At 63.1% G+C, this 20,870-nt stretch carries 20 protein-coding genes; 4 read left to right on the plus strand and 16 right to left on the minus strand.

Annotation, left to right across the window (positions count from 1 at the left end; genetic code table 11):
- Nucleotides 1–63: 63 nt before the first annotated feature.
- Nucleotides 64–2,067: a sigma-54-dependent Fis family transcriptional regulator gene (locus QM685_RS24665; protein ID WP_415120297.1), complete on the plus strand. Its 2,004-nt coding sequence runs from the start codon at nucleotides 64–66 to the stop codon at nucleotides 2,065–2,067.
- 40 nt (nucleotides 2,068–2,107) lie between these two features.
- Here the strand turns inward: QM685_RS24665 and QM685_RS24670 are convergent, their stop codons facing one another.
- Nucleotides 2,108–3,106, minus strand: a complete 999-nt coding sequence (locus tag QM685_RS24670; RefSeq protein ID WP_415120299.1) for a LysR substrate-binding domain-containing protein — start codon at nucleotides 3,104–3,106, stop codon at nucleotides 2,108–2,110.
- Between the two features lie 136 nt (nucleotides 3,107–3,242).
- Between QM685_RS24670 and QM685_RS24675 the strand changes: the two genes are divergently transcribed.
- Nucleotides 3,243–4,457 carry an MFS transporter gene (locus QM685_RS24675; RefSeq protein ID WP_415120301.1) on the plus strand — a complete coding sequence of 405 codons (1,215 nt, stop codon included), beginning with the start codon at nucleotides 3,243–3,245 and terminating at the stop codon, nucleotides 4,455–4,457.
- Between the two features lie 128 nt (nucleotides 4,458–4,585).
- Nucleotides 4,586–5,347, plus strand: coding sequence for an SDR family oxidoreductase (locus tag QM685_RS24680; RefSeq protein WP_415120303.1), 762 nt, complete (start codon nucleotides 4,586–4,588; stop codon nucleotides 5,345–5,347).
- Between the two features lie 280 nt (nucleotides 5,348–5,627).
- Here QM685_RS24680 and QM685_RS24685 read toward each other — a convergent pair whose 3' ends face one another.
- The 10 genes from QM685_RS24685 to QM685_RS24730 all read right to left on the minus strand — a co-directional run bounded on the left by QM685_RS24685 (nucleotide 5,628) and on the right by QM685_RS24730 (nucleotide 15,634).
- Nucleotides 5,628–5,987, minus strand: a complete 360-nt coding sequence (locus QM685_RS24685; RefSeq protein WP_415120305.1) for a RidA family protein — start codon at nucleotides 5,985–5,987, stop codon at nucleotides 5,628–5,630.
- Nucleotides 5,984–7,396: an NAD(P)/FAD-dependent oxidoreductase gene (locus QM685_RS24690; protein ID WP_415120307.1), complete on the minus strand. Its 1,413-nt coding sequence runs from the start codon at nucleotides 7,394–7,396 to the stop codon at nucleotides 5,984–5,986. Before QM685_RS24690 ends, QM685_RS24685 begins: the two co-directional genes overlap by 4 nt.
- Complete coding sequence (locus QM685_RS24695; RefSeq protein WP_415120394.1) at nucleotides 7,386–7,697, minus strand: (2Fe-2S)-binding protein; 312 nt, start codon at nucleotides 7,695–7,697, stop codon at nucleotides 7,386–7,388. Before QM685_RS24695 ends, QM685_RS24690 begins: the two co-directional genes overlap by 11 nt.
- Nucleotides 7,675–8,805, minus strand: a complete 1,131-nt coding sequence (locus tag QM685_RS24700) for an NAD(P)/FAD-dependent oxidoreductase (RefSeq protein ID WP_415120309.1) — start codon at nucleotides 8,803–8,805, stop codon at nucleotides 7,675–7,677. Before QM685_RS24700 ends, QM685_RS24695 begins: the two co-directional genes overlap by 23 nt.
- Nucleotides 8,792–9,886, minus strand: a complete 1,095-nt coding sequence (locus QM685_RS24705) for an ABC transporter ATP-binding protein (RefSeq protein WP_415120311.1) — start codon at nucleotides 9,884–9,886, stop codon at nucleotides 8,792–8,794. The genes QM685_RS24700 and QM685_RS24705 overlap by 14 nt, the downstream gene beginning before the upstream one ends.
- Entirely contained in the window at nucleotides 9,874–10,878 is a 1,005-nt protein-coding gene (locus QM685_RS24710) for an ABC transporter ATP-binding protein (RefSeq protein WP_415120313.1), read from the minus strand. The genes QM685_RS24705 and QM685_RS24710 overlap by 13 nt, the downstream gene beginning before the upstream one ends.
- Before the next feature lies 1 nt (nucleotide 10,879).
- Complete coding sequence (locus tag QM685_RS24715; protein WP_415120315.1) at nucleotides 10,880–11,812, minus strand: ABC transporter permease; 933 nt, start codon at nucleotides 11,810–11,812, stop codon at nucleotides 10,880–10,882.
- The gene (locus QM685_RS24720) at nucleotides 11,809–12,990 is read right to left on the minus strand and encodes an enolase C-terminal domain-like protein (protein ID WP_415120317.1); all 1,182 of its coding nucleotides are present in this window, start codon (nucleotides 12,988–12,990) and stop codon (nucleotides 11,809–11,811) included. Before QM685_RS24720 ends, QM685_RS24715 begins: the two co-directional genes overlap by 4 nt.
- Nucleotides 12,987–13,964 (minus strand): ABC transporter permease, encoded by a 978-nt coding sequence (locus QM685_RS24725; protein ID WP_415120319.1) that lies wholly within the window; start codon nucleotides 13,962–13,964, stop codon nucleotides 12,987–12,989. The genes QM685_RS24720 and QM685_RS24725 overlap by 4 nt, the downstream gene beginning before the upstream one ends.
- Before the next feature lie 62 nt (nucleotides 13,965–14,026).
- Complete coding sequence (locus QM685_RS24730; protein WP_415120321.1) at nucleotides 14,027–15,634, minus strand: ABC transporter substrate-binding protein; 1,608 nt, start codon at nucleotides 15,632–15,634, stop codon at nucleotides 14,027–14,029.
- A 130-nt stretch (nucleotides 15,635–15,764) separates the two neighbouring features.
- On the opposite strand from QM685_RS24730, the gene QM685_RS24735 reads away from it, so the two are divergent.
- Nucleotides 15,765–16,688, plus strand: coding sequence for a LysR substrate-binding domain-containing protein (locus QM685_RS24735; RefSeq protein WP_415120323.1), 924 nt, complete (start codon nucleotides 15,765–15,767; stop codon nucleotides 16,686–16,688).
- A gap of 174 nt (nucleotides 16,689–16,862) precedes the next feature.
- On the opposite strand, the gene QM685_RS24740 is transcribed toward QM685_RS24735, so the two are convergent.
- The 5 genes from QM685_RS24740 to QM685_RS24760 form a co-directional block, all read right to left on the minus strand.
- Nucleotides 16,863–17,396, minus strand: coding sequence for a GNAT family N-acetyltransferase (locus tag QM685_RS24740; RefSeq protein WP_415120325.1), 534 nt, complete (start codon nucleotides 17,394–17,396; stop codon nucleotides 16,863–16,865).
- A gap of 162 nt (nucleotides 17,397–17,558) precedes the next feature.
- A complete protein-coding gene (locus QM685_RS24745; RefSeq protein WP_415120327.1) occupies nucleotides 17,559–18,404 on the minus strand; it encodes a helix-turn-helix domain-containing protein in 846 nt (281 codons plus the stop codon).
- 37 nt (nucleotides 18,405–18,441) lie between these two features.
- Complete coding sequence (locus QM685_RS24750) at nucleotides 18,442–18,999, minus strand: carboxymuconolactone decarboxylase family protein (RefSeq protein WP_415120329.1); 558 nt, start codon at nucleotides 18,997–18,999, stop codon at nucleotides 18,442–18,444.
- Between the two features lie 190 nt (nucleotides 19,000–19,189).
- Nucleotides 19,190–20,023, minus strand: a complete 834-nt coding sequence (locus QM685_RS24755; protein ID WP_415120331.1) for a class II glutamine amidotransferase — start codon at nucleotides 20,021–20,023, stop codon at nucleotides 19,190–19,192.
- 98 nt (nucleotides 20,024–20,121) lie between these two features.
- Entirely contained in the window at nucleotides 20,122–20,865 is a 744-nt protein-coding gene (locus tag QM685_RS24760) for a FadR/GntR family transcriptional regulator (protein WP_415120396.1), read from the minus strand.
- Nucleotides 20,866–20,870 lie beyond the last annotated feature (5 nt).

Below are 20,870 nucleotides of genomic sequence, written 5' to 3' on the forward strand. Positions count from 1 at the left end.
GGAGTATCCTGTCGTCACGCATCGAAGCGTCCGGCAAGACCCGGACCCATCCCGGAGGAGACAATGCGCGATGACGTTCATCCGGCCACCCTTGCGGCGGCCAACCGGTCTCATGGCTTGCCCGCGCCGGCAATCCAGAAAGCGCACGAACGCTCCGAGACATTCGGCCTGCGCGCATCGGTCCAGCCGGATTACGACATTCTCTCCGCGGCGGGCCTCGCGCTGAAGCGCGAACAGAACCAGGTGCTGTGCGCGCATGCGATGCCGGTCATGGAGACGCTGCACGAGCAGATCGTCAACACGCAAAGCATGATCGTGCTGACCAACGCCGAAGGGTTGATCCTGCATTCGATCGGTGACGACGACTTTCTGCATCGCGCGGAAAAAGTGGCGCTGCGGCCCGGCGCGAACTGGGCCGAGGATCGCCAGGGCACCAATGCGATCGGCACGTCGCTGGCCGAGGGCTGCGCGATGGTCGTACATGGCGACCAGCACTATCTGGCGGCGAACCGCTTCCTGACCTGTTCGAGTGTGCCGATTCTCGACCCCTACGGCGATCCGATCGGCGCGCTCGACGTGACCGGCGACTACCGCAGCTATCACCAGCACACGATGGCGCTCGCGAAGATGTCGGTGCAGATGATCGAAAACCATCTGTTCTCGACGACGTTTCGCGACGTGCTGCAAGTGTCCTTCCACGGACGCCCTGAATTCATCGGCACGCTGATGGAAGGGATCATTGCTTTCACGGAGGACGGCCGCTTTCTGTCCGCGAATCGAAGCGCGCAGTTCCAGCTCGGCATGTCGCTCGCCGCGTTGCGCACGCATACGCTCGCGTCGCTGTTCCAGATCACCTACGCGCAACTGATCGACCGTCTGACGCATGGCGTCGCCCCGTATCTGATGCTGAATCTGCACAACGGCGCGGTGGTTTGCGCGCGCGCGCAGTTCAGACGGGCGTCGTTCACGCAGGGGAGCGGGCCGCTCGACGCGCGGAGCGCCGCGTCGCAGCCGGCGCGCGCGAATGTATCGCAGCCGGCTACGGAACCGTGGCGGCTCGACGATCTCGACACCGGCGACGCGCGCATGGCCGCGCTGATCGCGAAGGTCCGCAAGGTGCTCGGCAAGGACATTCCGATCCTGATCACCGGCGAGACCGGCACGGGCAAGGAATTGCTCGCGCAGGCGATTCACAACGATTCGCCGCGCGGCGACGGGCCGTTCGTCGCGGTCAACTGCGCATCGATTCCGGAGACGTTGATCGAATGCGAGCTGTTCGGCTACGAAGAGGGCGCGTTCACCGGCGCACGGCGCAAAGGTTCAGCCGGCAAGCTGATGCAGGCGAACGGCGGCACGCTGTTTCTCGACGAGATCGGCGACATGCCGTATCCGCTGCAAATGCGCCTGCTGCGCGTGCTGCAGGAGCGGCTCGTGACGCCGCTCGGATCGGCGAGAGCAGTTCCCGTCGATGTCGCGATCATTTGCGCGACCCACCGCAATCTGCGCGAGATGATCGCGCGGAACCACTTCCGCGAAGACCTCTACTATCGGATCAACGGACTCGCGGTCCGTCTGCCGGCGTTGCGCGAGCGTAGCGATCTCGCGGTCGTGATCGAGAAGATGTTGCAGCGCGAATCGCTCGAGAGCGGGAGCCGGCGACCACTTGGCGTCGCGCCGGAGGTGATGGCGATGTTCGGGCGATATGCGTGGCCCGGTAATTTTCGGCAACTGGCTAATCTGCTGCGCACCGCCGTGGCGATGGTGGATGGGGATGGGCAGATCCGGCGCGAGCATCTGGCGGATGATTTTCTTGAGGATGTGGGTGAGGGCGAGGCTGAACCGGGTGCGTCCGCCGCTTTGGTCTCTTCAGCCGTTCCTGGTGCAAACGCGCTTGCCGCTGGCGATGCTTCGGTGAGCGACGGTGCGCGGCTGCGGGATGTCGCCACGTCGGTGGTCGCGATGACGCTCGTGCGCTATGGCGGTAACGTGTCGGCGGCGGCGCGGGCGCTCGGAGTGTCGCGCAATACCATCTATCGCAGGATGACGGCGGCGGAGCGGAGCCGGTGATGAGATGTCGAGTGAATGCCGCCGGTCGATGCTCCGACAACTAGCGCCGCGATCGTTTCGCGCGCGGTGTAGTTCGGCGAACTCTTTGGGTAGATTCGCTTCGGGCCGGCTCTACCGGAATTTTCGCCGCCGCCATGATCCACTTTCTGAATGCAATGACTGCGTCATCGTTCGCGCGGTCAGTGTTCACGAGCAGTATGTAATCGGGTCCGCGCCACGCCGGCTCTGATATCGGACACACGAGACGCCCGCTTGCGATCTCGCGCTCGATGAGCGGCAGCGACGCCAACGTCACGCCGAGGCCTTCAGCCGCGGCGCTCAGTTGGAGAAAAACATGATCGAAGTCGAGATGGTGGGCGCCTTGCAGGCCTGGCGCGCCGGCCTCCCGTAACCAGTCGGACCAGGCTGTGCGAGTGCTGGTGGAGTGAAGGAGCGTGTGATTCCGCAAATCGGCGACCGTGCTGATCGGGCGGTTTGGCAATATCGTCGGACTACAGGCGGGCAGGCGCAAGTCGGGCATCAGCGTCGTCGACACGAGGCCTGCTGCGTCCTCGGGTCCCGAGCGCACGCCGACGTCGAATGCATCACTGACGTAGCGCAACTTGCGCGAGGTCGTCGAGATCCGCACGACAATGTCCGGGTAGCGAGTCTGGAAATCTGCCAGACGCGGTATGAGCCAGCACAAAGCAAAGCTCGCCGGCGTATTCACGCGCACCACACCCGTTATACGACGCGTGATGGATTCGTCGCGCAGTCGCGCGACCGAACTGCTCAGGCGTGCAAACGCGCCTTTGACATCGTTGAGCAGCGCAGCGCCTTCATCGGTAAGAGCGACGCCGCGTGAACGGCGCTCGAAGAGCGGAACGCCGAACCAGTTTTCCAGCAAGCGGATCTGTTTGCCGACCGCCCAGTGCGTGACGTGCAGATCGCCCGCCGCGGCCGCGAAACTCCCCAGGCGGGCGACCGCCTCAAAGTGCCGCAACGCATTCAATGGGGGCAACTTTTCAACGTCTTTCCCCGCGCGTTTGTTGGTGCTCATAAGGTGACTTTTTCTCCCGTCTGACTCAATTTTACGTCAGTTGTAACGCGTTCCCGGCGAACCTAGACTATTGGTGTTCTGTAACAGAACGCTCGGAGCGCCGTCAGGGCCTGCGCTTGCGTCATTCAGTCGAACCATGAGACTTTTCTCTTTCTCCTCGCCGGCGACGGGCGTGGCCGACGGGCCCGGTCAGTCGACCTCCGTTTCACGTACGCGCGTATTGTGGCTCTCGTGCATGGCGCACGCGCTGCACGACGGTTACACCGACATGATCTACGCGTTGCTGCCTGTCTGGCAGGCGGACTTTGGACTCAATTTCGGCGCCCTGGCTATTTTGCGCGGCATCTATGCGGGCACGATGGCGACGCTGCAACTGCCCGCTGGACGCCTCGCACGCACATTGGGCACGCGCGCGACGCTCGCGTTCGGCACGTTTCTGGCCGCGCTCGGCTATGCGGTCGCAGGCATGTCCGGAACCCTGCTGGGCTTGTGCGTCGCGCTCGCCATCTCGGGCAGCGGCTCGAGCACGCAACATCCGCTGGCTTCAGGCGCTGTCTCGCGCGTGTATGGACGCAATGCCCGCGGGCCGCTCAGTGTCTACAATTTTTCAGGCGACCTCGGAAAGTCCGCGCTGCCGGCGGCTATCTCGCTGCTGATTACCATCATGCCGTGGCGGCATGCGCTTTGGGCCATGTCGACCGTTGGCGTTCTGGTCGCGGCGGTGATTGCACTTTTTCTCCCACCGGTGCCGAGGGACGAGTCTTCCGTCAAGGAAACGTCGAGCCAGAACAGCAGCGGTTCGCGATCGGGCTTCTCACTGCTGTTCACGATCGGCATGCTCGACACGGCCGTGCGTATGGGGTTATTGACCTTCCTGCCATTTCTCCTGAAAGCGAAAGGCATCTCGCAACCGATGATGGGCACGGCGCTCGCGCTCGTCTTCATCGGGGGCGCCGCCGGCAAGTTCGTTTGCGGCTGGCTCGGCGCGCGCGTGGGCGTAACCGGAACGGTGCTCGCAACCGAAGGCGGTACGGCAGCGTTGATTCTTGCCGTGATCGGCCTGCCGCTGGCGCCCGCTGTGATCCTGTTGCCGCTGCTTGGCGTGATGCTCAACGGCACGTCGTCCGTTCTTTACGGAACGGTGCCCGAACTGACTTCGGTCGAGCGTACCGAGCGGGCATTCGCGCTCTTTTATACCGGCACCATCGCTTCGGGGGCGCTCTCTCCGGTTGCTTACGGTTTCCTGGGCGACCGGATCGGCATACACGGCGCCACTATTGCGACTGCGATCACAGCACTGGCCGTTTTCCCACTGGTGCTTGCTCTTCGTCCACATTTGCGCGCGACGTGAGCTTATTTGGGACGCGTTTCCATAAAGGTCGTCACACGAGCGCAAACATCACGCCAGCGTCAGTGCACGCGTTCAATCATCGAATGGCGCGACGCCAGTTACCTCACAATTATGTGGAGATTCGCTAGATGAATACTGTTGCCCAGGCTCCGTTGATTCTGATAACGGGTGGAAGCCGTGGCGTAGGCGCGGCGACTGCGCGGCTGGCCGCCGCACAAGGTTACGATGTCGCGATAAGCTTCGTCTCCAACGAGTCCGCCGCCCTTGCGGTGGCGGCCGATGTGGAAGCTCTCGGGCGCCGGGCTTTACCCATGCGCGCGGACAGCGCGGATCCGGAGCAGGTCGCCCAGCTATTCGCCGCGATCGACCGGAAGTTCGGCCGGATCGATGTGCTGGTGAATAACGCCGCGATAATTGCACGGCAGTCACGGCTGGAAGATCTCGAATTCGAGCGGATGCGGCGTATCTTCGCGGTCAACTCGATAGGCCCGATCCTCTGTGCACAGCAGGCGGTGAAGCGGATGTCGTGTCGTTACAATGGTCGAGGTGGCGCCGTGATCAACATCTCATCGGCATCGGCCCGGCTCGGCAGTCCAAACGAATACGTCGACTATGCCGCGTCGAAGGGTGCCATTGAGACATTCACTACCGGCTTCGCCAGGGAAGTCGCGCGGGATGGGATACGTGTCAACTGCATTCGCCCTGGGCATATCTACACTGAGATGCATGCTAGCGGCGGAGAGCCGGGACGGGTGGATCGTGTCAAAGACTCGATTCCGATGGGAAGAGGCGGTCAACCTGAAGAGGTTGCGCGGGCGATTCTGTGGTTGGCGAGCGCCGAGGCTTCTTTCGTCACCGGCACGTTTCTCGATGTTACTGGTGGCAAGTGAGCGATAGGGGGTGGTGCGGGGGCGTATTCGTATAGATCTCGTCGACGGTTCTCGGTGCGATGCCTGCCATTCATGTGTGCGCCTGGCGCAGAGGTGTCGCCTCGATTCTACAGCGCCACATCGACTGTGTTAGGACCGATTCGGCGAAGACACCCTTCGAAGGCGCGCCCCCCGTTTGTTCTAGCTGCACCGACTATAAAGCGCGATTGCCTAACTACTAATCAACCGCTGCCCCATTGCGAAACGGAAACCGCTGTCCGTAGCCCGAAGCACGCAGGACTCAAGCGGCCGCTGCGGTAATTGTCACTTCAAAAAGCAGATCCGGCGCCGCGAGCTTCGCTTCGACGGTAGTGCGCGCGGGTGCTGTGTTTGGCGGCAACCACGCCTCCCAAACTTCGTTCATTGCCGCAAAGTCAGCGATGTCGCGCAAATGCACTAGCGCTGTGAGTATCCGGGACCGGTCTGTACCCGCCTTAACCAGCAACGCATCGACGCGTGATAGCGCCTCTCGAGTTTGCGCTTCAATGCCGGCAGGAGAGGCGCCAACCGCGGTCTGGCCACACAGATAGACGATGCCGCTATGTTTGACGACCCTGCTCATGCGCGTGGTCGTTTCGATGCGTTCAATATCTGCAGTCATTCAGAAAACTCCTTGAGCGACACGGTTTCGTGCGGTTCGTTGCAAAGGCTCGCCAGTGCGTGCAGCGGAATCGGCTTGATTGGCGCGCGCACGCGATACGCACCCACGGCTTGCGGCGAACTATGCTGCTCGTCAGCGAGAATCTGCGTCACCGTCAATCCGCACAACCTGCCCTGACACGGGCCCATGCCGCAACGGCTGAAGAACTTCGTCTGATTCGGCCCGGCGCAGCCCATGCGCGCCATTTCGCGGACGCGCCCCGCCGTCACCTCCTCGCAACGGCACACCATCGTGTCGTCGCCCGGTACGCCGATCCAGTCTGGCGGGCGGAACAGCGCATCGAGAAACGGCCGCGCCGCGCGTTCGCGCGCCAGCATCCGCCACCATGCGCTCGCACGCTGGTCACGCTGCGCCTGCTCGATGCGCCCAGCCGCATGCGCGATGCCGAGCGCGGCCAACGTGCCGCTCGCCTGCGCCGCGCGCGCGCCTTCGATACCCGCGCCATCCCCCGCGATCCATACGCCCGCAAGCGGACTGGCGCCCCACGCGTCGCGCAGCGGGCGCCACGCGCGCTGCGCGTCGTCCCAGCGATGCTCGATGAGCAGCAGGCGCGTCAGTTGCGTGTTCGGCACGACGCCGTGATGCAGCAGCACCATGTCCGCCACCACCGTGTGCTGCTCGCCGCCTGCGTCGAAACGCAGCGCAGTCGCATACGTGTCGCCATCGATCTCCAGATTTGTCGCATGCCGGTACCAGCGCACGCGCGCGCGGCGCAGTTGCGCGAGCATGCGCGCGCCTTTGAAAAGCGGCGCCGGCGCGGCAAGCGCACGCGGCAACGTGCGCAGCGCGGCGAGGCGATTGCCGCGCGGCGCGGTTTCGACGAGCGCCGCCACGTCGGCGCCCGCCGTGAGCAACTGACACGCGACCAGCAGCAGAAGCGGCCCCGTGCCCGCCAGCACCACTTTTCCTTCGGGTATCGAAGGACCGGACTTCAGCGCGATTTGCGCGGCGCCGGCATTCATCACGCCTGGCAGCGTCCAGCCAGGCACCGGCGATGGCCGTTCTAGCGCGCCCGTCGCGATCAGCAGATGCGGTGCCGACATACGCTCTGCCTGACCATCAGCGACGATGGTCACGGTGCGCTCGCGGTCGATGTCCCAGACCAGCGCGCCCGCGCGATAATCGACCTCAGCGTCATCGAATTGCTTCAGGAGCGGCTCTCCTGCCGCGTAGTCCGCGCCGAGCAGCGTCTTGACCGATGCGTCGGCGATGCCGACGTTGCGATAGATCTGTCCGCCGGGCCGGGGTTGCTCGTCGAGCAGCGCGACCCTCAAACCCAGCGCGGCGGCCGTCGCCGCGGCCGCCATGCCGGCGGGGCCACCACCGATCACGATCAGATCATGTGTCATGCACATCTCCCGCCCGCCGCGCGCCATGCTGCAAGCGCACCGACATGCCCTCGCGGGCTTCGAGCATGCATGCCTGCACGTTCGGTTGGCCATCCACTTCGACCAGGCATTCGAAGCACACGCCCATCAGACACAGCGGCGCGCGTGGACTGGCGGATACGGGCGTGAGCCGCGTATGACGGAACCCTGCCTGAAGCAACGTCAGCGCAAGATTCTCGCCGGCACGCACGCGAACGGGCCGGCCTTCGATCGTCAGGCTGACGATGGGTGAAGGCTTGTCAATGTGTAGCGGTTTGAACATGGAAACCATGAAATCGGCTCGCCTTGAAACGATTGATATCGACCGGTTCGGACGCGCCGCGGATCCAGTCCGCAATCGCGCCCGCGTGATTCGCGGCTAGCGTGATGCCGCTGTGGCAGGTGACCAGAAAGGCACCTGGGCATTCTGTCGACGCCTCGTAGATCGGATAGCCATCCGGCGTCATCACCCGCAACGCGCCCCATGCCCGCACCACGTTCACCCTGTCCAGCAGCGGAAAATAACGGATCGCGTGACGCGCGATCCGTCCGAGCTCGCTCGTCGTCGTGCCATCGTCGAAACCGACGTCTTCCTTCGAGTCGCCGAGCTGAATCACGCCCTCGCCGGTCTGCCTGACATGCGGCGTCGGATACGGCAGAAAACGCTGCATGCGCTCGGTGACGAGCACCTGCCCGCGCTCCGGATGGACCGGCGCATCGAGTCCCACTTGCGGTGCGAGCGCGCGGCAGCCGAGGCCCGCCGCGAGCACGACCCGGCCGGCATACAACGTGTGTTTTGCCGTGCTGACCTCGAAGCCCCCTGCGCGAGGCGTGATGCGTTGCACCGCTGCGCTCGTGCACAGCGCCCCGCCTGACCGGCTGAACGCCTGCACCAACGCGCGCAGCAGTTTGAGCGGACTGACATGGCCGTCCATCGGCGAATAGATCGCGCCTACCATGTCCGCGCCCGCTTCCGGAATCAGCTTGCGCACGTCGGCGGCATCGAGCGCCTGATACGGATACGCGCAGCCGATCGCATCGCGGATACGCGCCATCTCGCCGAGCTGGCGCGCTAACGAATCTTCTGCGAACGCGGGGCGCAGACCGCCCGCCTGTTGCAGTTCGACGTCGATCCGCGTGAGCTCCTTCAACTCCTGCGCGAAGGCCTTCCAGCGCCGCGCGCTCGCGAGGCTCCAGCGCGCGTAGTCGAGATGGCCCGCGCCCTTGCCCTGCACCCAGACCAGCCCGAAGTTGCCGCGCGCGGCGCGAAACGCATCGTCGCCTTCGTCCAGCACGATCACCTTGTCCCTTGCCTTGACGAGTCCATAGGCAATCGACATGCCGACGACGCCACCGCCGATCACCACCGTATCGGCATCAACGTTCCGCATAGCGGGTCCGGGCGAGAACGACATCGGCGGCGCTCTGCCGCGTGAGGTCATGCGACGCGCGGCCCACCGCCGGCGGCAGCGTGCCCGCGCGATCGGCCGTGTGCGCATGCACCGCGTGGCAAGCCACCGTATGGGAGGCACCGACGCTTTTCATTTCCGGCGTGCGTCTGCATTGCGGCATCGCCAGCGAACAGCGCGGCGCGAAACGGCAGCCGGGCGGCGGGTCGATCGGCTTGGCCAGTTCACCTTTGATGCTGACCGGCTCACGCTTGTGGCGCGGATCCGGCACCGGCACGGCCGCGACCAGCGCACGCGTGTATGGATGCCGCGGCGCGCCGACGAGCTCGGCTGAACTCGCGACCTCGACGAGCTGCCCGAGGTACATCACCATCACGCGGTCGCACAGATGCGTGAGAATCGACAGATCGTGCGATACGTACAGGCACGAAAACTTCAGGCGTGTCGACAGGTCGCGCAGCAGATCCATCACACCGGCGCGAATCGACACATCGAGCATCGACACCGGCTCATCGGCGATCACGAGCCGCGGTTCCGCGACCAGCGCCGACGCGATGCCGACGCGCTGACGCTCGCCGCCGCTCATCTGGTGCGGATAACGCTGCGCATAGCGCTCCGGCGGCAATCCGACCAGCTCCAGCATCCGCATCACCCGGCGCGCGGTTTCGCCTGCGTCCCACAGCTTCAGCGCGCGCGGTGCCTCGGCGACGATGTCGAATACGCGCAGACGCGGATTCAGCGAATCGAACGGATCCTGAAAGATCAGCTGCACCTGCTTGCGATACTGCGTCAGCGCGTTGCCACGGCTGACCGCGGTCACGTCGTCGCCATTCAGGCGCAGGGTGCCGCTCGTCGGCACGTCGAGCTTGGACAGCAGATTGCAGGTCGTCGATTTGCCGCAGCCCGACTCGCCGACGATGCCGACGATCTCGCCTTCATCGATCGAAAAGCTCACGTCCTCTACCGGCTTGATCCAGCTCGCATCGTTGCCGCGCAGCGCGGCGCCGAGCCCGCGGCCGATCCGGATGTGTTTGGTCAGATGCTCTACGCTCAGGAGTGCCACGTTGCTTTCCTCATTGCGGCGGCGCGCATCGGCCCGATATGGGCCGTGCGGATGCACGCCGAGAGATGATTGACGCCGACCTCGATGGCGGCGGGCCGATCCGCGTGACAGGCGTCGATCGCAAACGGACAGCGCGCGACGAACGCGCAGCCCACGGGCGGTGCCGACATGTCGGGCGGTGATCCTGGCATCGAGATCAGCTCGCGCTCGAGGTCCATGATGCTCGGGAACGCGTTTTTCAGGCCGAGTGTGTACGGGTGCTGCGAATCGCCGAACAGCTCGAGCGTCGGTGCGCATTCGACCATCCGTCCCGCGTACATCACGCCGACGCGATCCGCAGTTTCGGCGATCACGCCGATATCGTGCGTGATCAGCAGAATCGACAGCGACACGCGCTCGCGGATCGCGCGGATGCGTCCGAGCAGGCGCTCCTGCACGAGCACGTCGAGGCCGGTGGTCGGCTCGTCCATCACGATCAGCGACGGCTCGAAGGCGAGCGCCATCGCGATCATCGCGCGCTGGCGCATGCCGCCGGAAAACTGATGCGGATAGCGGCGCATCAATTCCGGCTGCAAGCCGACGATATCGAACAGCTCGACCACACGCTCGCGCGCCTTCGCCGCGGACGTGTTCGAATGCGCGCGAATCGCCTCGACGATCTGCGCGCCAACCGGTTGCACCGGATTCAGCGAGTTCTGCGCGCTCTGCGGCACCAGGGCAATCTTGCGCATCAGCACCTGTTGCCTGAAACGCGAGCGCGGCATGGTCAGCAGGTCTTCGCCGTCAAAGCGCAGCACGTCGGCTTCGAGCTTCGCGCTGTCCGGCAGCAGCCGCAGCAGCGCTTTCACCACGGTCGATTTGCCGCAACCCGATTCGCCGACGAGCCCGAATATTTCCGACTGATCGACATCGAGATCCAGGCCATCGACCGCGTGCACTTCACCGTGGGCGCTGCGATAGGTCACGCGCACATTGCGAGCTTCGAGCAGCATGTCATCGTTCTCCCAGACGCGGGTTGGCCACCACTTCATACGCGCGGCTCACGAACACGAACGCGCTGACCAGCAGCACGATGGCCACGGACGGTTCGAGGAACCACCACCACGCGGTTTGCGTGTATCCCGAGGCCCACAGATCCTGCAGGATGCTGCCCCACGTGATCGCGTTCGGATCGCTGAAGCCGAGAAAGCTCGCGGACGCTTCCGTGACGATCGCCCACGCGATGTTGAACGACGTGTAAAGCAGCAACAGCGGCAGGATATTCGGTGCGATATGCCGATAGATGACGCGCAGATCACTCGCGCCGCGGGCGCGCGCGAACGCGACGAACTGGCGTTGCTTGATCGCGATGGTTTGCGCGCGGATCACGCGCGCCGAGGTTCGCCAGACGACCACGACGATGGCGAGGATCACGAAGCCGATCGAGCGTCCGAACAGTGAAATCAGCACGATGATGAACGGCAGGAACGGCATCCCGTAGACCACATCGGTCAGGCGCATCAGCGCGTTGTCGATGCGGCCGCCGTAATAGCCGGCAATCAGTCCGATGTTCGCGCCGATCACGATCGACACGAAGCCGCTTGCCACGCCAATGATCATCGTCGTGCGCGTCGCGAGGATCATTTGCGACAGCAGATCGCGCGCGAGATTGGTCGTGCCGAGCGGGAACGCGGTGCCCGGCGCCTGCAGGATCGCCATCCGGCCATCGGCCATCTTCAGCGATTCATATGGATCATGCGGAATCAGCCACGGCCCGAATAGCGCGACTAGCAACGCGAATCCGATGACGATCGCGCCGAACGCGCCGAGCCGGTCGGCGAAGATCACCTTCAGGTTCTGGCCGAGTTCGCGTCTGACCAGCGCGGCGCCGCGCAGCAGGCGCCCCGGTGGCAGTGGCGCGGGCGCCTTGACGACGGGCGTGCTCATACGCGTGCTCCGGCGCGGCTGACGGCAACCGCCAACCGCCGTACATGTGCTTCGTCGACCTGCACGCCGAGACCGTCGCGGTTCGGCAGATGCACGACGCCATCGCGCACGAACGACGAGAAGTCGGTTGGATCTTCGACGAGACGCAGCGTGGACATATACGCATGACCGACGTCGATCAGATTGGAAATCGTCGCCGCATGCTGCAACGACGCGGCCTGCGTGACACCGAATTCAAGCATTGAATTCATGTAGCAACGGATGCCGAATGCCTCCGCCACCGCCGCGATCCGTTGCGCGCGCAGCGGACCCCCGTTCTTGCTGCTCTTGATGCTGAACACGCTGGCCGCGCCGAGCTTCGCGATTTTCGCCGCATGCGCGGCGCCCACCACGGATTCATCCGCTGAAATCGGCAACGGTGTGCTGGCCGCCAGCGATGCCATCTGTTCGAGCTCATCCTTGTTGACCGGCTGCTCGACGAACGCGAGCTTCGAACCACGCACGCCGTCGAGAAAGATCTGCGCATCGGCGAAGGTCCATCCCTGGTTGGCATCGGCGATGAACTTCAGCCGATCGCCATAACGTGCTTCGAGCTGTGCGACGCGCCGCACTTCGTCGGCGACGGGCGACGTGCCCATCTTCAGCATGAAGCTGCGAAAGCCCTGAGCCGCCTTGTCGTCGATCACGCGGATGTCGTCATCGGCGGTGCCGTTGTTCAGCGGCCAAAGCACCGGCAGCGTCCGATGCAGCACGCCGCCCAGCAACGTCGCCACCGGCGCGCGCAGCCGTTTGCCGAGCAGATCGAGCAGGCCCATCGTGATCGCGCCTTTTGCGCACAGGTGCCTCGGCACCAGCGTGTCGAACAGCTGATCGATTCGACCAGGCTCCGGATTCGCGCTGCCGAGCAGCGCGGGCAGCAATGTGTCGCGCAGCACGCGCACGGCTTCGTCGCACGATTCGCCGGTGAAGCTGACGCTCGGATTGGCTTCGCCCCAACCCGTGACGCCGTCTTCGTCGGTGAGCTTGACGAGGATCGCGCGTGTCGTCGCCAGCGTGCCCTCGGCGAGCTTGTAAGGCACGACGAAGCGCGTTTCGATCTCGAAGATTTCCGCTGCCACGACGGGTGCCATCGTGGCCGGCGTGGACGGTTGGGTCATCAATGCGGTATCAGTCATCATGTCGTTCCGAAGCGGATGCGGGGATCAAGGAAGCTGTAGGACAGATCGGTCAACAGATTCATCACGATCACGACCACGGCCATCAGGAAGAAGGCGGCCTGGGCCACCGGATAATCGTGTTGCAACGCGGCGTCGACCATTGCCTTGCCCATGCCCGGCCACGAGAACACCGTCTCGATCACGATCTGCCCGCCGATCGCAAAACCGAGAATCAGCGACGACACCGTGACGACCGCGAGCAGCGCATTACGGGCAGCGTGTCCGAACAGCACACGTGATGGTTTCAGCCCTTTGGCGCGGGCGAATTCGACGAAGTCGGAGCCCAGCACTTCGAGCATCGAATCACGCATCACCAGCATCGGCGTGGCGACATAGACGGCGCTGATCGTGATGGTCGGCAGAATCAGATGCCTGAGGAAATCGGCCGACGTGAGCATCGCCCAGATGCCGTTGTCGTCCGTGCCGGCGGCCACCATGCCGGACGACGGCAGCAGTTCGAGCTTGTAGCTGAACGCAATCAGCAACACGATTGCAATGACGAACGGCGGCGCGGCCTGGAACACCAGCCCGGCGACGGTCGCGACGTGATCGAGCGCGCCGCCTCGCCGCGCCGCCATCAGGATGCCGAGCAAGACGCCGACCACCACGGCTAGCACCAGACCCGCGCTCATCAGCAGCATGGTGTTCAGCAGCCAGTGACCGAGCAGATCCGCGACCGGTTGGCCGGTGGTGAAGGATTGCCCCCACTGCAGGCTCAACATGTTTTTGATGTACACGAAGAACTGCTGCCACATCGGCAGATCGAGCCCGAATGCATGTTTGAGGCGCGCCTGCGCGGCCTGGTCGAGCGCGGGGCTGATCACCTGAGCGGTCGGATCGCCGGGCATCAGGCGGAACAGCACGAACAGGATCACGGCCACGCCCAGCAGCGTGATCAGTGACGACGTTAATCGTCGTGCGATATACAGAGTCATAAATGATCCTCAAGGATCGATACGCTTAACGGCTTGCACTTGCCGCCGTGGCTAGCCGGGGCTCAGGCGCGCGACAGCAGACGGCCTTGCGCGTCCCAGCTATAGCCGGCCTTCGCAAGCATGTCGCGCGCCGTTTTCAGATTCTCCGGCGGCACCTTGACCGCCGCGTTGTGCCATACATCGTTGGTCGGCGAGATGATCGATGCGCCGGGGTCGGCATAGCCCAGCAGAACCAGTTGCGAGATCATCTGGCGCGGCATGATGAAGTTCAGTGCCTGGCGGAACACCGGATCGTCGAACGGCTTGATGCGGTTGTTGTACGACAGGTGATAGAGCCCATGGCTCGGATAGCCCTTCGCGACCACATTCTTGACCGTCTTCAAACGATCGACCAGCGCGGGCGTCAGCACGTAGCGCGTGCGATCGCATTCGCCATTCGCGATCGCGGTGGCGAGCGCATCCTGGCTGCCATAGACGATGCGGATGATGCCGGCGCATTTCGGCGCGTTGAAGTGCTCGTTGAACGCGGTCATCTTCAGTTCGGAACCGCGCCGCCAGTAGTCGAGCCTGTACGGTCCACTGCCCACCGGTTTTTCGTTCGCGAAGCGCAGCGGATCGCCGTTTGCCGCAATGCCTTCCCATACGTGGCGCGGGATGATGAACATCGTCGCCAGCACGTTCGAAAAGAAAGGTGCGGACGGATTGGCGAGCTTGACGCGCACGGTCTGCGCATCGGGCAATTCCACCGATGTCACGTTGTTCAACGCGGTCAGAAAGAACGGCGCCTTCCACTGCTTGTGGTAATCGAAGCTGAATTTGACGTCGTCCGCCGTCACCGGTTTGCCGTCGTGCCAGCGCATGCCCGGACGGATGGTCAGATCGATGGTCTTGTCGTCCACTAGCTTCACCGCGCTCGCGGCCCACGGCACGGGCTTGCCGTTGGGGTCGAGGCGCAGCAAGCGGTCATAGATGATCGACAGTTCCGCGAACTCCGTGCTGTCCACCACCGCAACCGGGTTCAGATGCTTGACGTCCGCGTTCGCGCCGCTGCGCGAAAAACCATCGCCCGTCACTTTCATGTTGATGTCGGACCAGAAGCCGCCGACGCCTTCGCCCAGTTGCGGCACGAGCCCGCTCAGCTTGTCCGAGCGGTACGCCATCGTCATCTGCGAATACACCAGCACCGTGCCCGGCTGATCGGCGAAGATCACGCTTTGCGCATCGACGACCGGCTTGTGACGCTCGTCGACTTTCATCAGACGCGCTTGCGAGGTCGCCAACGCGTCGACTTGCGGGCTGTGATAGCCCATCCAGTTGAAGCCGCCGCGTTTGTCTTCGGACGAATCGTGGATGCCGCGTATGAAGAAGTCCGGATCGATACGGATGCTGGTGCCGGGAAAAAACACCAGATACATCTCGAAGTCATGCTGCATGATGACTTTCTGGATGCCCTCGTTGTAGTCCATCGGGTTCGCTTCCACTTCCCAGCCGAGCGTCTTGCACGCTTGCGCGACCAGCCGGGCAATCTCCGGGCGCGCCGGATCGAACTGGGCGGTACACGTCAGGAGCGTGCGCTTTGGAACTGGCGCATGCGATTGCGCGCGCGCCAGCCCGCTAACGGCAGCCGCCGCCAATGCCGTAGCGCCCGTGACAAAACCCCGACGGTCCATGCCTGTCTCCACTGTTCGATTGATGATGTTTTTGAGTCTAGAAACGACAAATTCGCGTGTCCACGAAAGCGCGCTATGATTATTCGTCCATAACCTGCAGTTATAACGCTTCCCGCGAGCCCCCGAGCCGATGAAATTCCGACTGATCGAAGTGTTCAAGGCGATGCTGGAATTCGGCACGGTGACGGCCGCGGCGCACTCGCTGAAGATTTCGCAGCCCGCCATGACGAAGCTGATTGCGCAGCTGCAAAGCGAGCTCGACCTGGTGCTGTTCGAGCAGCGCGGCGGACGGCTTGTGCCCACCGCGGAAGCCCGCGCATTGGTTGGTTCGATGCAGCGCGCGTGGGATGGCGTGATCGAGTTGAAGGAAGCGGCCAGAGAGATCCGTGATATGCGCCGGGGTCAGTTGTCGGTGGTGGCGTCGCCCAGCATCGCGCAAACGCTGATGGCCGAATTCGTCGCGCAGTTCGTCAAGGATTCGCAACGGCTGACCATCAATCTGCACTCGCAATCATCGCCACGCGTGATCGACTGGACTGCCGACGGTCAAGCCGACGTCGGCATCGCAATCATTCTTGCGCCGCGCACCGGCGTGCAGGTCGAGCGCCTGGGCAACCTCTCGGGTGTGTGTGCATTGTCGATCGACCATCGGCTCGCCGCCAAAGAGGTGATCCACGCGGACGATCTGCGCAACGAGACGTTCATCTCGCTCGCGGAGATCGACGGATCGCGTTCGCGCATTGAATCGGCTTTCGAGGGCAACGCCATCGATCGCAACATCCTCCTGACCACGCCGCAGTCATCCGTCGCTCTCGCTCTGGTAACGCACGGGGCCGGTTGCGCCATCATCGACGAGGCCACGGCAAGGCTTGCTGACCCATCCCGCGTCGTGATCCGGCCGTTTACGCCGGTCGTGGAATTCGATGTGTATATGTATCATCCGGCGAACCGGCTACCGTCGCAGGTGCAGGAAAGGTTCGTGCGCAGTTTCAGACAATGGTTCAGGAGTCGCCGTTGGGACGCGGATCCGTCGCGGTCGAGACGACGAAACTGAATGCTGACACCGCGTTGTACCGTTCGTCAAGACATACAAAAAGTGTCGAGAAGTTGGTGCCCGGTACGCGCCGAGAACCGGTCATTTGCTTCATGGTTTCAAATGGCTCTTCCTGGCCGTGCTCTGCTGGCCGCGGTTCATCGGCAGGGAGCAGCAGGCCGATCTCCGCAATACCTATAGTTTTGGGGATCGAATAACGCTGCCAACCATAGCCATCTGCACAATGTCGAGAACCAAGTCGCCTTTCTTTAAGGCATGGCGCTTAACGCTTTCAACCCTGAAACCAGCTGACTCATAGAGGTGGATAGCTCCGGGATTATTGGCTGTGACCTCAAGTTCAATCCGCTCGACAGCAGGCGCCACGCTGGCCCATCGAAGCGTATGTCGCAGCAGCGCCCGCCCGATCCCTTGATTTCGATATTCCTTCGAGACGTTGAGACCGAGCGAAACCGAATGCCCGCAATTCGGCTGTTCAATACGACTGACGCCGCCCCCGCCGATGAGTCTTCCTTCGTGTTCAGCAATGAACAAGACTGAGTGATCGCTCCTTCGGCGCTTGAAGAACTCTGTCCATTGTTCGTCAGTAGGCTCCGCTCCTCGATCTGGAAGCACTGATAGTCCTTCCGCGAAGAGCTCCGTCATAAATTGTTTGTATGCAGTTTCGTCGACGGGGCGCACTACGTGGTATTCGATGTTAGCTACGGACATTTCCGCTCCACGAACTGCGAGGGTTTTGGTTGACAACAGATCCCTGGATTTCAGGTTCGACTATCGACCGAGCCATGCATTCAATTGTCATCGATCCAGCCGCCGGAATCGAATGGCCGATTTTTGGCCGACCCGCGACGCAAGGGACCATCTACCAGCATCTCAGTAATCTCCCGAATGCACAGCAAGCAACCGCTGATGGCGTCCCTCGGTTTCCTCATCAGCAGGAAACATACATTCCAGCCGTAGCTCCTGAGTCGCCGCATTCTGCGGTGTGCCCACGGTCGTAACCATCGAGAAATAACGAAGAACGACCCCATCGCTGACAAAACCGATCGGAATAACAGGCATCGCAGGTGTAGCAGCCGCCCCATAATGCGTCTTCCAGTCACGCGGCACGTCCGGATAGGCCAGCAGTTCGTCGAGCAGACGCGTGGTTCCAGCGTCCACCACGTGACCGACCGATTCGCGATACACGCGCTGCAGCAGGCTTCGCGAGACCGTGTCCCAATCGGCCACGAATGGACGCATCCCCCGCGGATCGAACATCAGATGCAGCATGTTGCGCGGACCCTCACGCGAAGCCATGTCGATGAAACAATCGAAGAAGCGCGGTGCCGCGTCATTGGTCATCAGAACGTTCCAGTGGCGGTCCATCACGATCGCCGGAAACGGCTCATGCTGGCGCACGACCCGTTCGAGCGCGCGGATCACACTATGCATCTCATGCGCGTTCCACGGCGCCTCCGAATACACCGGTGCGTAGCCCGCGGCGAGCAGCAGCGCATTGCGCTCGCGCAGCGGCACGTCGAGCGTCTGCGCGAGTGTCAGCAATGTCTCGCGGCCCGGCACACTGCGCCCGCTTTCGATGAAGCTGATCTGGCGTTGCGAGATGCCGGCCTCGAGCGACAGATCGAGCTGACTCACGCCACGCACGTCGCGCCAATAGCGCAGCAAATCACCGAGTTCGCTCGGCGGCGCTTTCGGATCGGAACGGGTGGCGTTCATCGGGTTGCCCTGATCGATATGGACGAATGGAGAGGACTCAGCGCGCGGGCGCATGCCACGCGAACGTCTCGAACTGCGATTCGAGCGGCGGCCGGGTCACGCTGCTGGTGTAGTTCGTGATCGTCGATGCGGCAACCACCGCAATGACCTCGAGTATCTGCTCGGCGCTGAACCCCGCTTCCAGGAAGCGTCTCTGGTCCGATTCGGCCACGCGGCCGCGCTTTTCTATCAGCGTGCGCGCCAATGCCGACAGCGCGGCCAGTTGAGGGTCGCCAGGCAAGTCGCCGTGCCGGATCGCATCGACGTCGCCGGGATGCACGCCTTCCTTCAACGCGAGTGCGGTGTGAAACGCAACGGGCCATTCGCTGGCGTTCGCGACCGCATTCGTTAGCAACAGCGTCTGAATCTGCGGCTCGGTCAGACTGCTCGCATGCACGCGCTCGAACAGGCCGATGAAACCGTTGATCAGAACCGGCGATCCGGCCATCTTTGCCGCGATGTTCGGGATCAGGCCGAACGCCTGCCGCAGTTGCTGGAGCACGGGCTTCGATTGCTCGGGAGCGGATTCGATCGTGTGAACAGGATAATTCGACATGGTATTTCCCTGGCAGTGAGCGCCACCGGAGTGGGGCGCGACAGCCAAAGAGTAGAAGCCGGCGTGCGTTGCGCCAATTACATCCGATGTAATCACTGCTGCGAAGCATGGCTGATGGCACGCTTTCAACCTCGGCGATTTCGCGCGCCGCATTGTCGCCGCGTCAAACCACTCGACCCATTCAAACTACTCAAGCCGCCTGAGGCTCGAACGCAAACTGCTCGATCTCGCCGCCGCGCGCCACTACCACCGTGCTCTCCGGAATCTCCTGCCACCAGCCCGGCAAATCGGCGAGCGGCTCCGACAGGACCAGAAACGCATCCTGCCCGGCCATCGCGATGCGCGGATCGTCGGGGTACAACTCGTGCAGATGACGGAACGACGTGTTGTGAAACAGCGAGCGTGACTGCCTTTCGCTCGAATAGCGCACCGCGACGATCTGCTCGCCGTCGGTTGCGCAGACGGTCATGTTCAGCGGGTCATCCACGCCGAGGCGTCGGCCGGTTTCCTCGACGAATGCCACCATCCGTTTGAGCGCGGTGACGGGCGCCAGCTCGAGACCGAACGTGAGCGCGAGGAAGAACAGCACTTCGGAATCGGTCGATCCCTCGATCGACGGAAACAGTTCGGGGGCGATCGCGACCATCAGATCGCGGCGCATCAACGGATAGTTGCGCACGAGGCCGTTGTGCGCGAACAGCCACCGGCCGTGGCGAAACGGATGACAGTTGGTTTCCTGCGACGGCGTGTCGGTCGCCGCGCGCACGTGCGCGACGAACAGCGGCGCGCGGATCGCGCGCGCGGCTTCACGCAGATTGCGATCGCTCCACGCCGGCTGAATGCAGCGATAGCGAAACGGAATGTCGGTCGGATGCCCGTACCAGCCGATCCCGAAACCGTCACCGTTGGTCGTGGTGTGGCCGAGCCGCGAATGCAGGCTCTGATCGATCAGCGAATGCTTCGCGTTGAACAGCACCGTTTCGAGCTGAAGCGGGTTGCCGGAATAAGCGAGCCAGCGGCACATGAAATGTCTCCTGTCGGTGTTCAACTATCTCGATAGCGCTCGTCAAAACTACCAGTGATTCCGGTCACCGCCACGGTTCGAGTTCGCAGGCCCACCGCCTATTGCGGAGCGATATCCCGCTGCACGCGATGAATATGCTGCTCGACATAGAACGCCGCCGCATCCGCGTTTCCCGTCACGATGGCTTCGTAAATCAGCCGATGCTCGGCAACGTAAAGCCGGATGCGCGCCGGATCGTGAATACCGTCGTCTTTCAGCCGTTTCCACAGCAACTGGTCCATCGTCGCGGCAATCTCTTCAGCAAACTTCGTGAGCAGCGCATCACCCGTCATTACCGCGAGCTGACGATGAAACAGCCGGTCACTGTTGTTCCATAGAACACGCTGCTCCGGGTCGGAGACGTCGGTAAGCGTTTCCATCTGCTCCAGGTAATGCTCGGCGAGCCGGTCACGTTTCTTGCGCGCCGCGGCACGCCGCGCGATGGCCGGCTCCAGAATCAATCGAACGTCCAAAGTCGCCAGGGGGCTGAAATCGGATGCCTCTGCTTCCGCCGAATCCGTTGCGAGGGCGGAGGCGAGAATCTGTCCTGCCGTGGATGCAACGTAGGTCCCCGAGTTGCGTCGCGTGACGACGAGCCCTTCGTTCTGTAGCGCGCCTATTGCCTCGCGCACCGCCGGCCGCCCGACGCCGAAACGTGCGGCCAGTTCCCGCTCCGACGGCAAGCGCGCGTCCGGCAGAAACATACCGGAGCGGATCGCTGCTCGAATCTTTTCCGACACCTGCTCGTAGATCTGCAACGGGCGGAAGTTGCTCTCGAAGTCGATGTGGGTGGCGGAGGACATCTGAC

Origin of the sequence: Paraburkholderia sp., assembly GCF_047605525.1 — a bacterium.
Classification (GTDB): domain Bacteria; phylum Pseudomonadota; class Gammaproteobacteria; order Burkholderiales; family Burkholderiaceae; genus Paraburkholderia.

What these genes read in the sequence shown, in the direction of transcription:
- QM685_RS24665 (WP_415120297.1), top strand. Translation starts at nt 64, where the DNA reads ATGCGCGATGACGTTCATCCGGCCACCCTTGCGGCGGCCAACCGGTCT.
- QM685_RS24670 (WP_415120299.1), bottom strand. Translation starts at nt 3,106, where the DNA reads ATGAGCACCAACAAACGCGCGGGGAAAGACGTTGAAAAGTTGCCCCCA.
- QM685_RS24675 (WP_415120301.1), top strand. Translation starts at nt 3,243, where the DNA reads ATGAGACTTTTCTCTTTCTCCTCGCCGGCGACGGGCGTGGCCGACGGG.
- QM685_RS24680 (WP_415120303.1), top strand. Translation starts at nt 4,586, where the DNA reads ATGAATACTGTTGCCCAGGCTCCGTTGATTCTGATAACGGGTGGAAGC.
- QM685_RS24685 (WP_415120305.1), bottom strand. Translation starts at nt 5,987, where the DNA reads ATGACTGCAGATATTGAACGCATCGAAACGACCACGCGCATGAGCAGG.
- QM685_RS24690 (WP_415120307.1), bottom strand. Translation starts at nt 7,396, where the DNA reads ATGACACATGATCTGATCGTGATCGGTGGTGGCCCCGCCGGCATGGCG.
- QM685_RS24695 (WP_415120394.1), bottom strand. Translation starts at nt 7,697, where the DNA reads ATGTTCAAACCGCTACACATTGACAAGCCTTCACCCATCGTCAGCCTG.
- QM685_RS24700 (WP_415120309.1), bottom strand. Translation starts at nt 8,805, where the DNA reads ATGCGGAACGTTGATGCCGATACGGTGGTGATCGGCGGTGGCGTCGTC.
- QM685_RS24710 (WP_415120313.1), bottom strand. Translation starts at nt 10,878, where the DNA reads ATGCTGCTCGAAGCTCGCAATGTGCGCGTGACCTATCGCAGCGCCCAC.
- QM685_RS24715 (WP_415120315.1), bottom strand. Translation starts at nt 11,812, where the DNA reads ATGAGCACGCCCGTCGTCAAGGCGCCCGCGCCACTGCCACCGGGGCGC.
- QM685_RS24720 (WP_415120317.1), bottom strand. Translation starts at nt 12,990, where the DNA reads ATGATGACTGATACCGCATTGATGACCCAACCGTCCACGCCGGCCACG.
- QM685_RS24725 (WP_415120319.1), bottom strand. Translation starts at nt 13,964, where the DNA reads ATGACTCTGTATATCGCACGACGATTAACGTCGTCACTGATCACGCTG.
- QM685_RS24730 (WP_415120321.1), bottom strand. Translation starts at nt 15,634, where the DNA reads ATGGACCGTCGGGGTTTTGTCACGGGCGCTACGGCATTGGCGGCGGCT.
- QM685_RS24735 (WP_415120323.1), top strand. Translation starts at nt 15,765, where the DNA reads ATGAAATTCCGACTGATCGAAGTGTTCAAGGCGATGCTGGAATTCGGC.
- QM685_RS24740 (WP_415120325.1), bottom strand. Translation starts at nt 17,396, where the DNA reads ATGTCCGTAGCTAACATCGAATACCACGTAGTGCGCCCCGTCGACGAA.
- QM685_RS24745 (WP_415120327.1), bottom strand. Translation starts at nt 18,404, where the DNA reads ATGAACGCCACCCGTTCCGATCCGAAAGCGCCGCCGAGCGAACTCGGT.
- QM685_RS24750 (WP_415120329.1), bottom strand. Translation starts at nt 18,999, where the DNA reads ATGTCGAATTATCCTGTTCACACGATCGAATCCGCTCCCGAGCAATCG.
- QM685_RS24755 (WP_415120331.1), bottom strand. Translation starts at nt 20,023, where the DNA reads ATGTGCCGCTGGCTCGCTTATTCCGGCAACCCGCTTCAGCTCGAAACG.
- QM685_RS24760 (WP_415120396.1), bottom strand. Translation starts at nt 20,865, where the DNA reads ATGTCCTCCGCCACCCACATCGACTTCGAGAGCAACTTCCGCCCGTTG.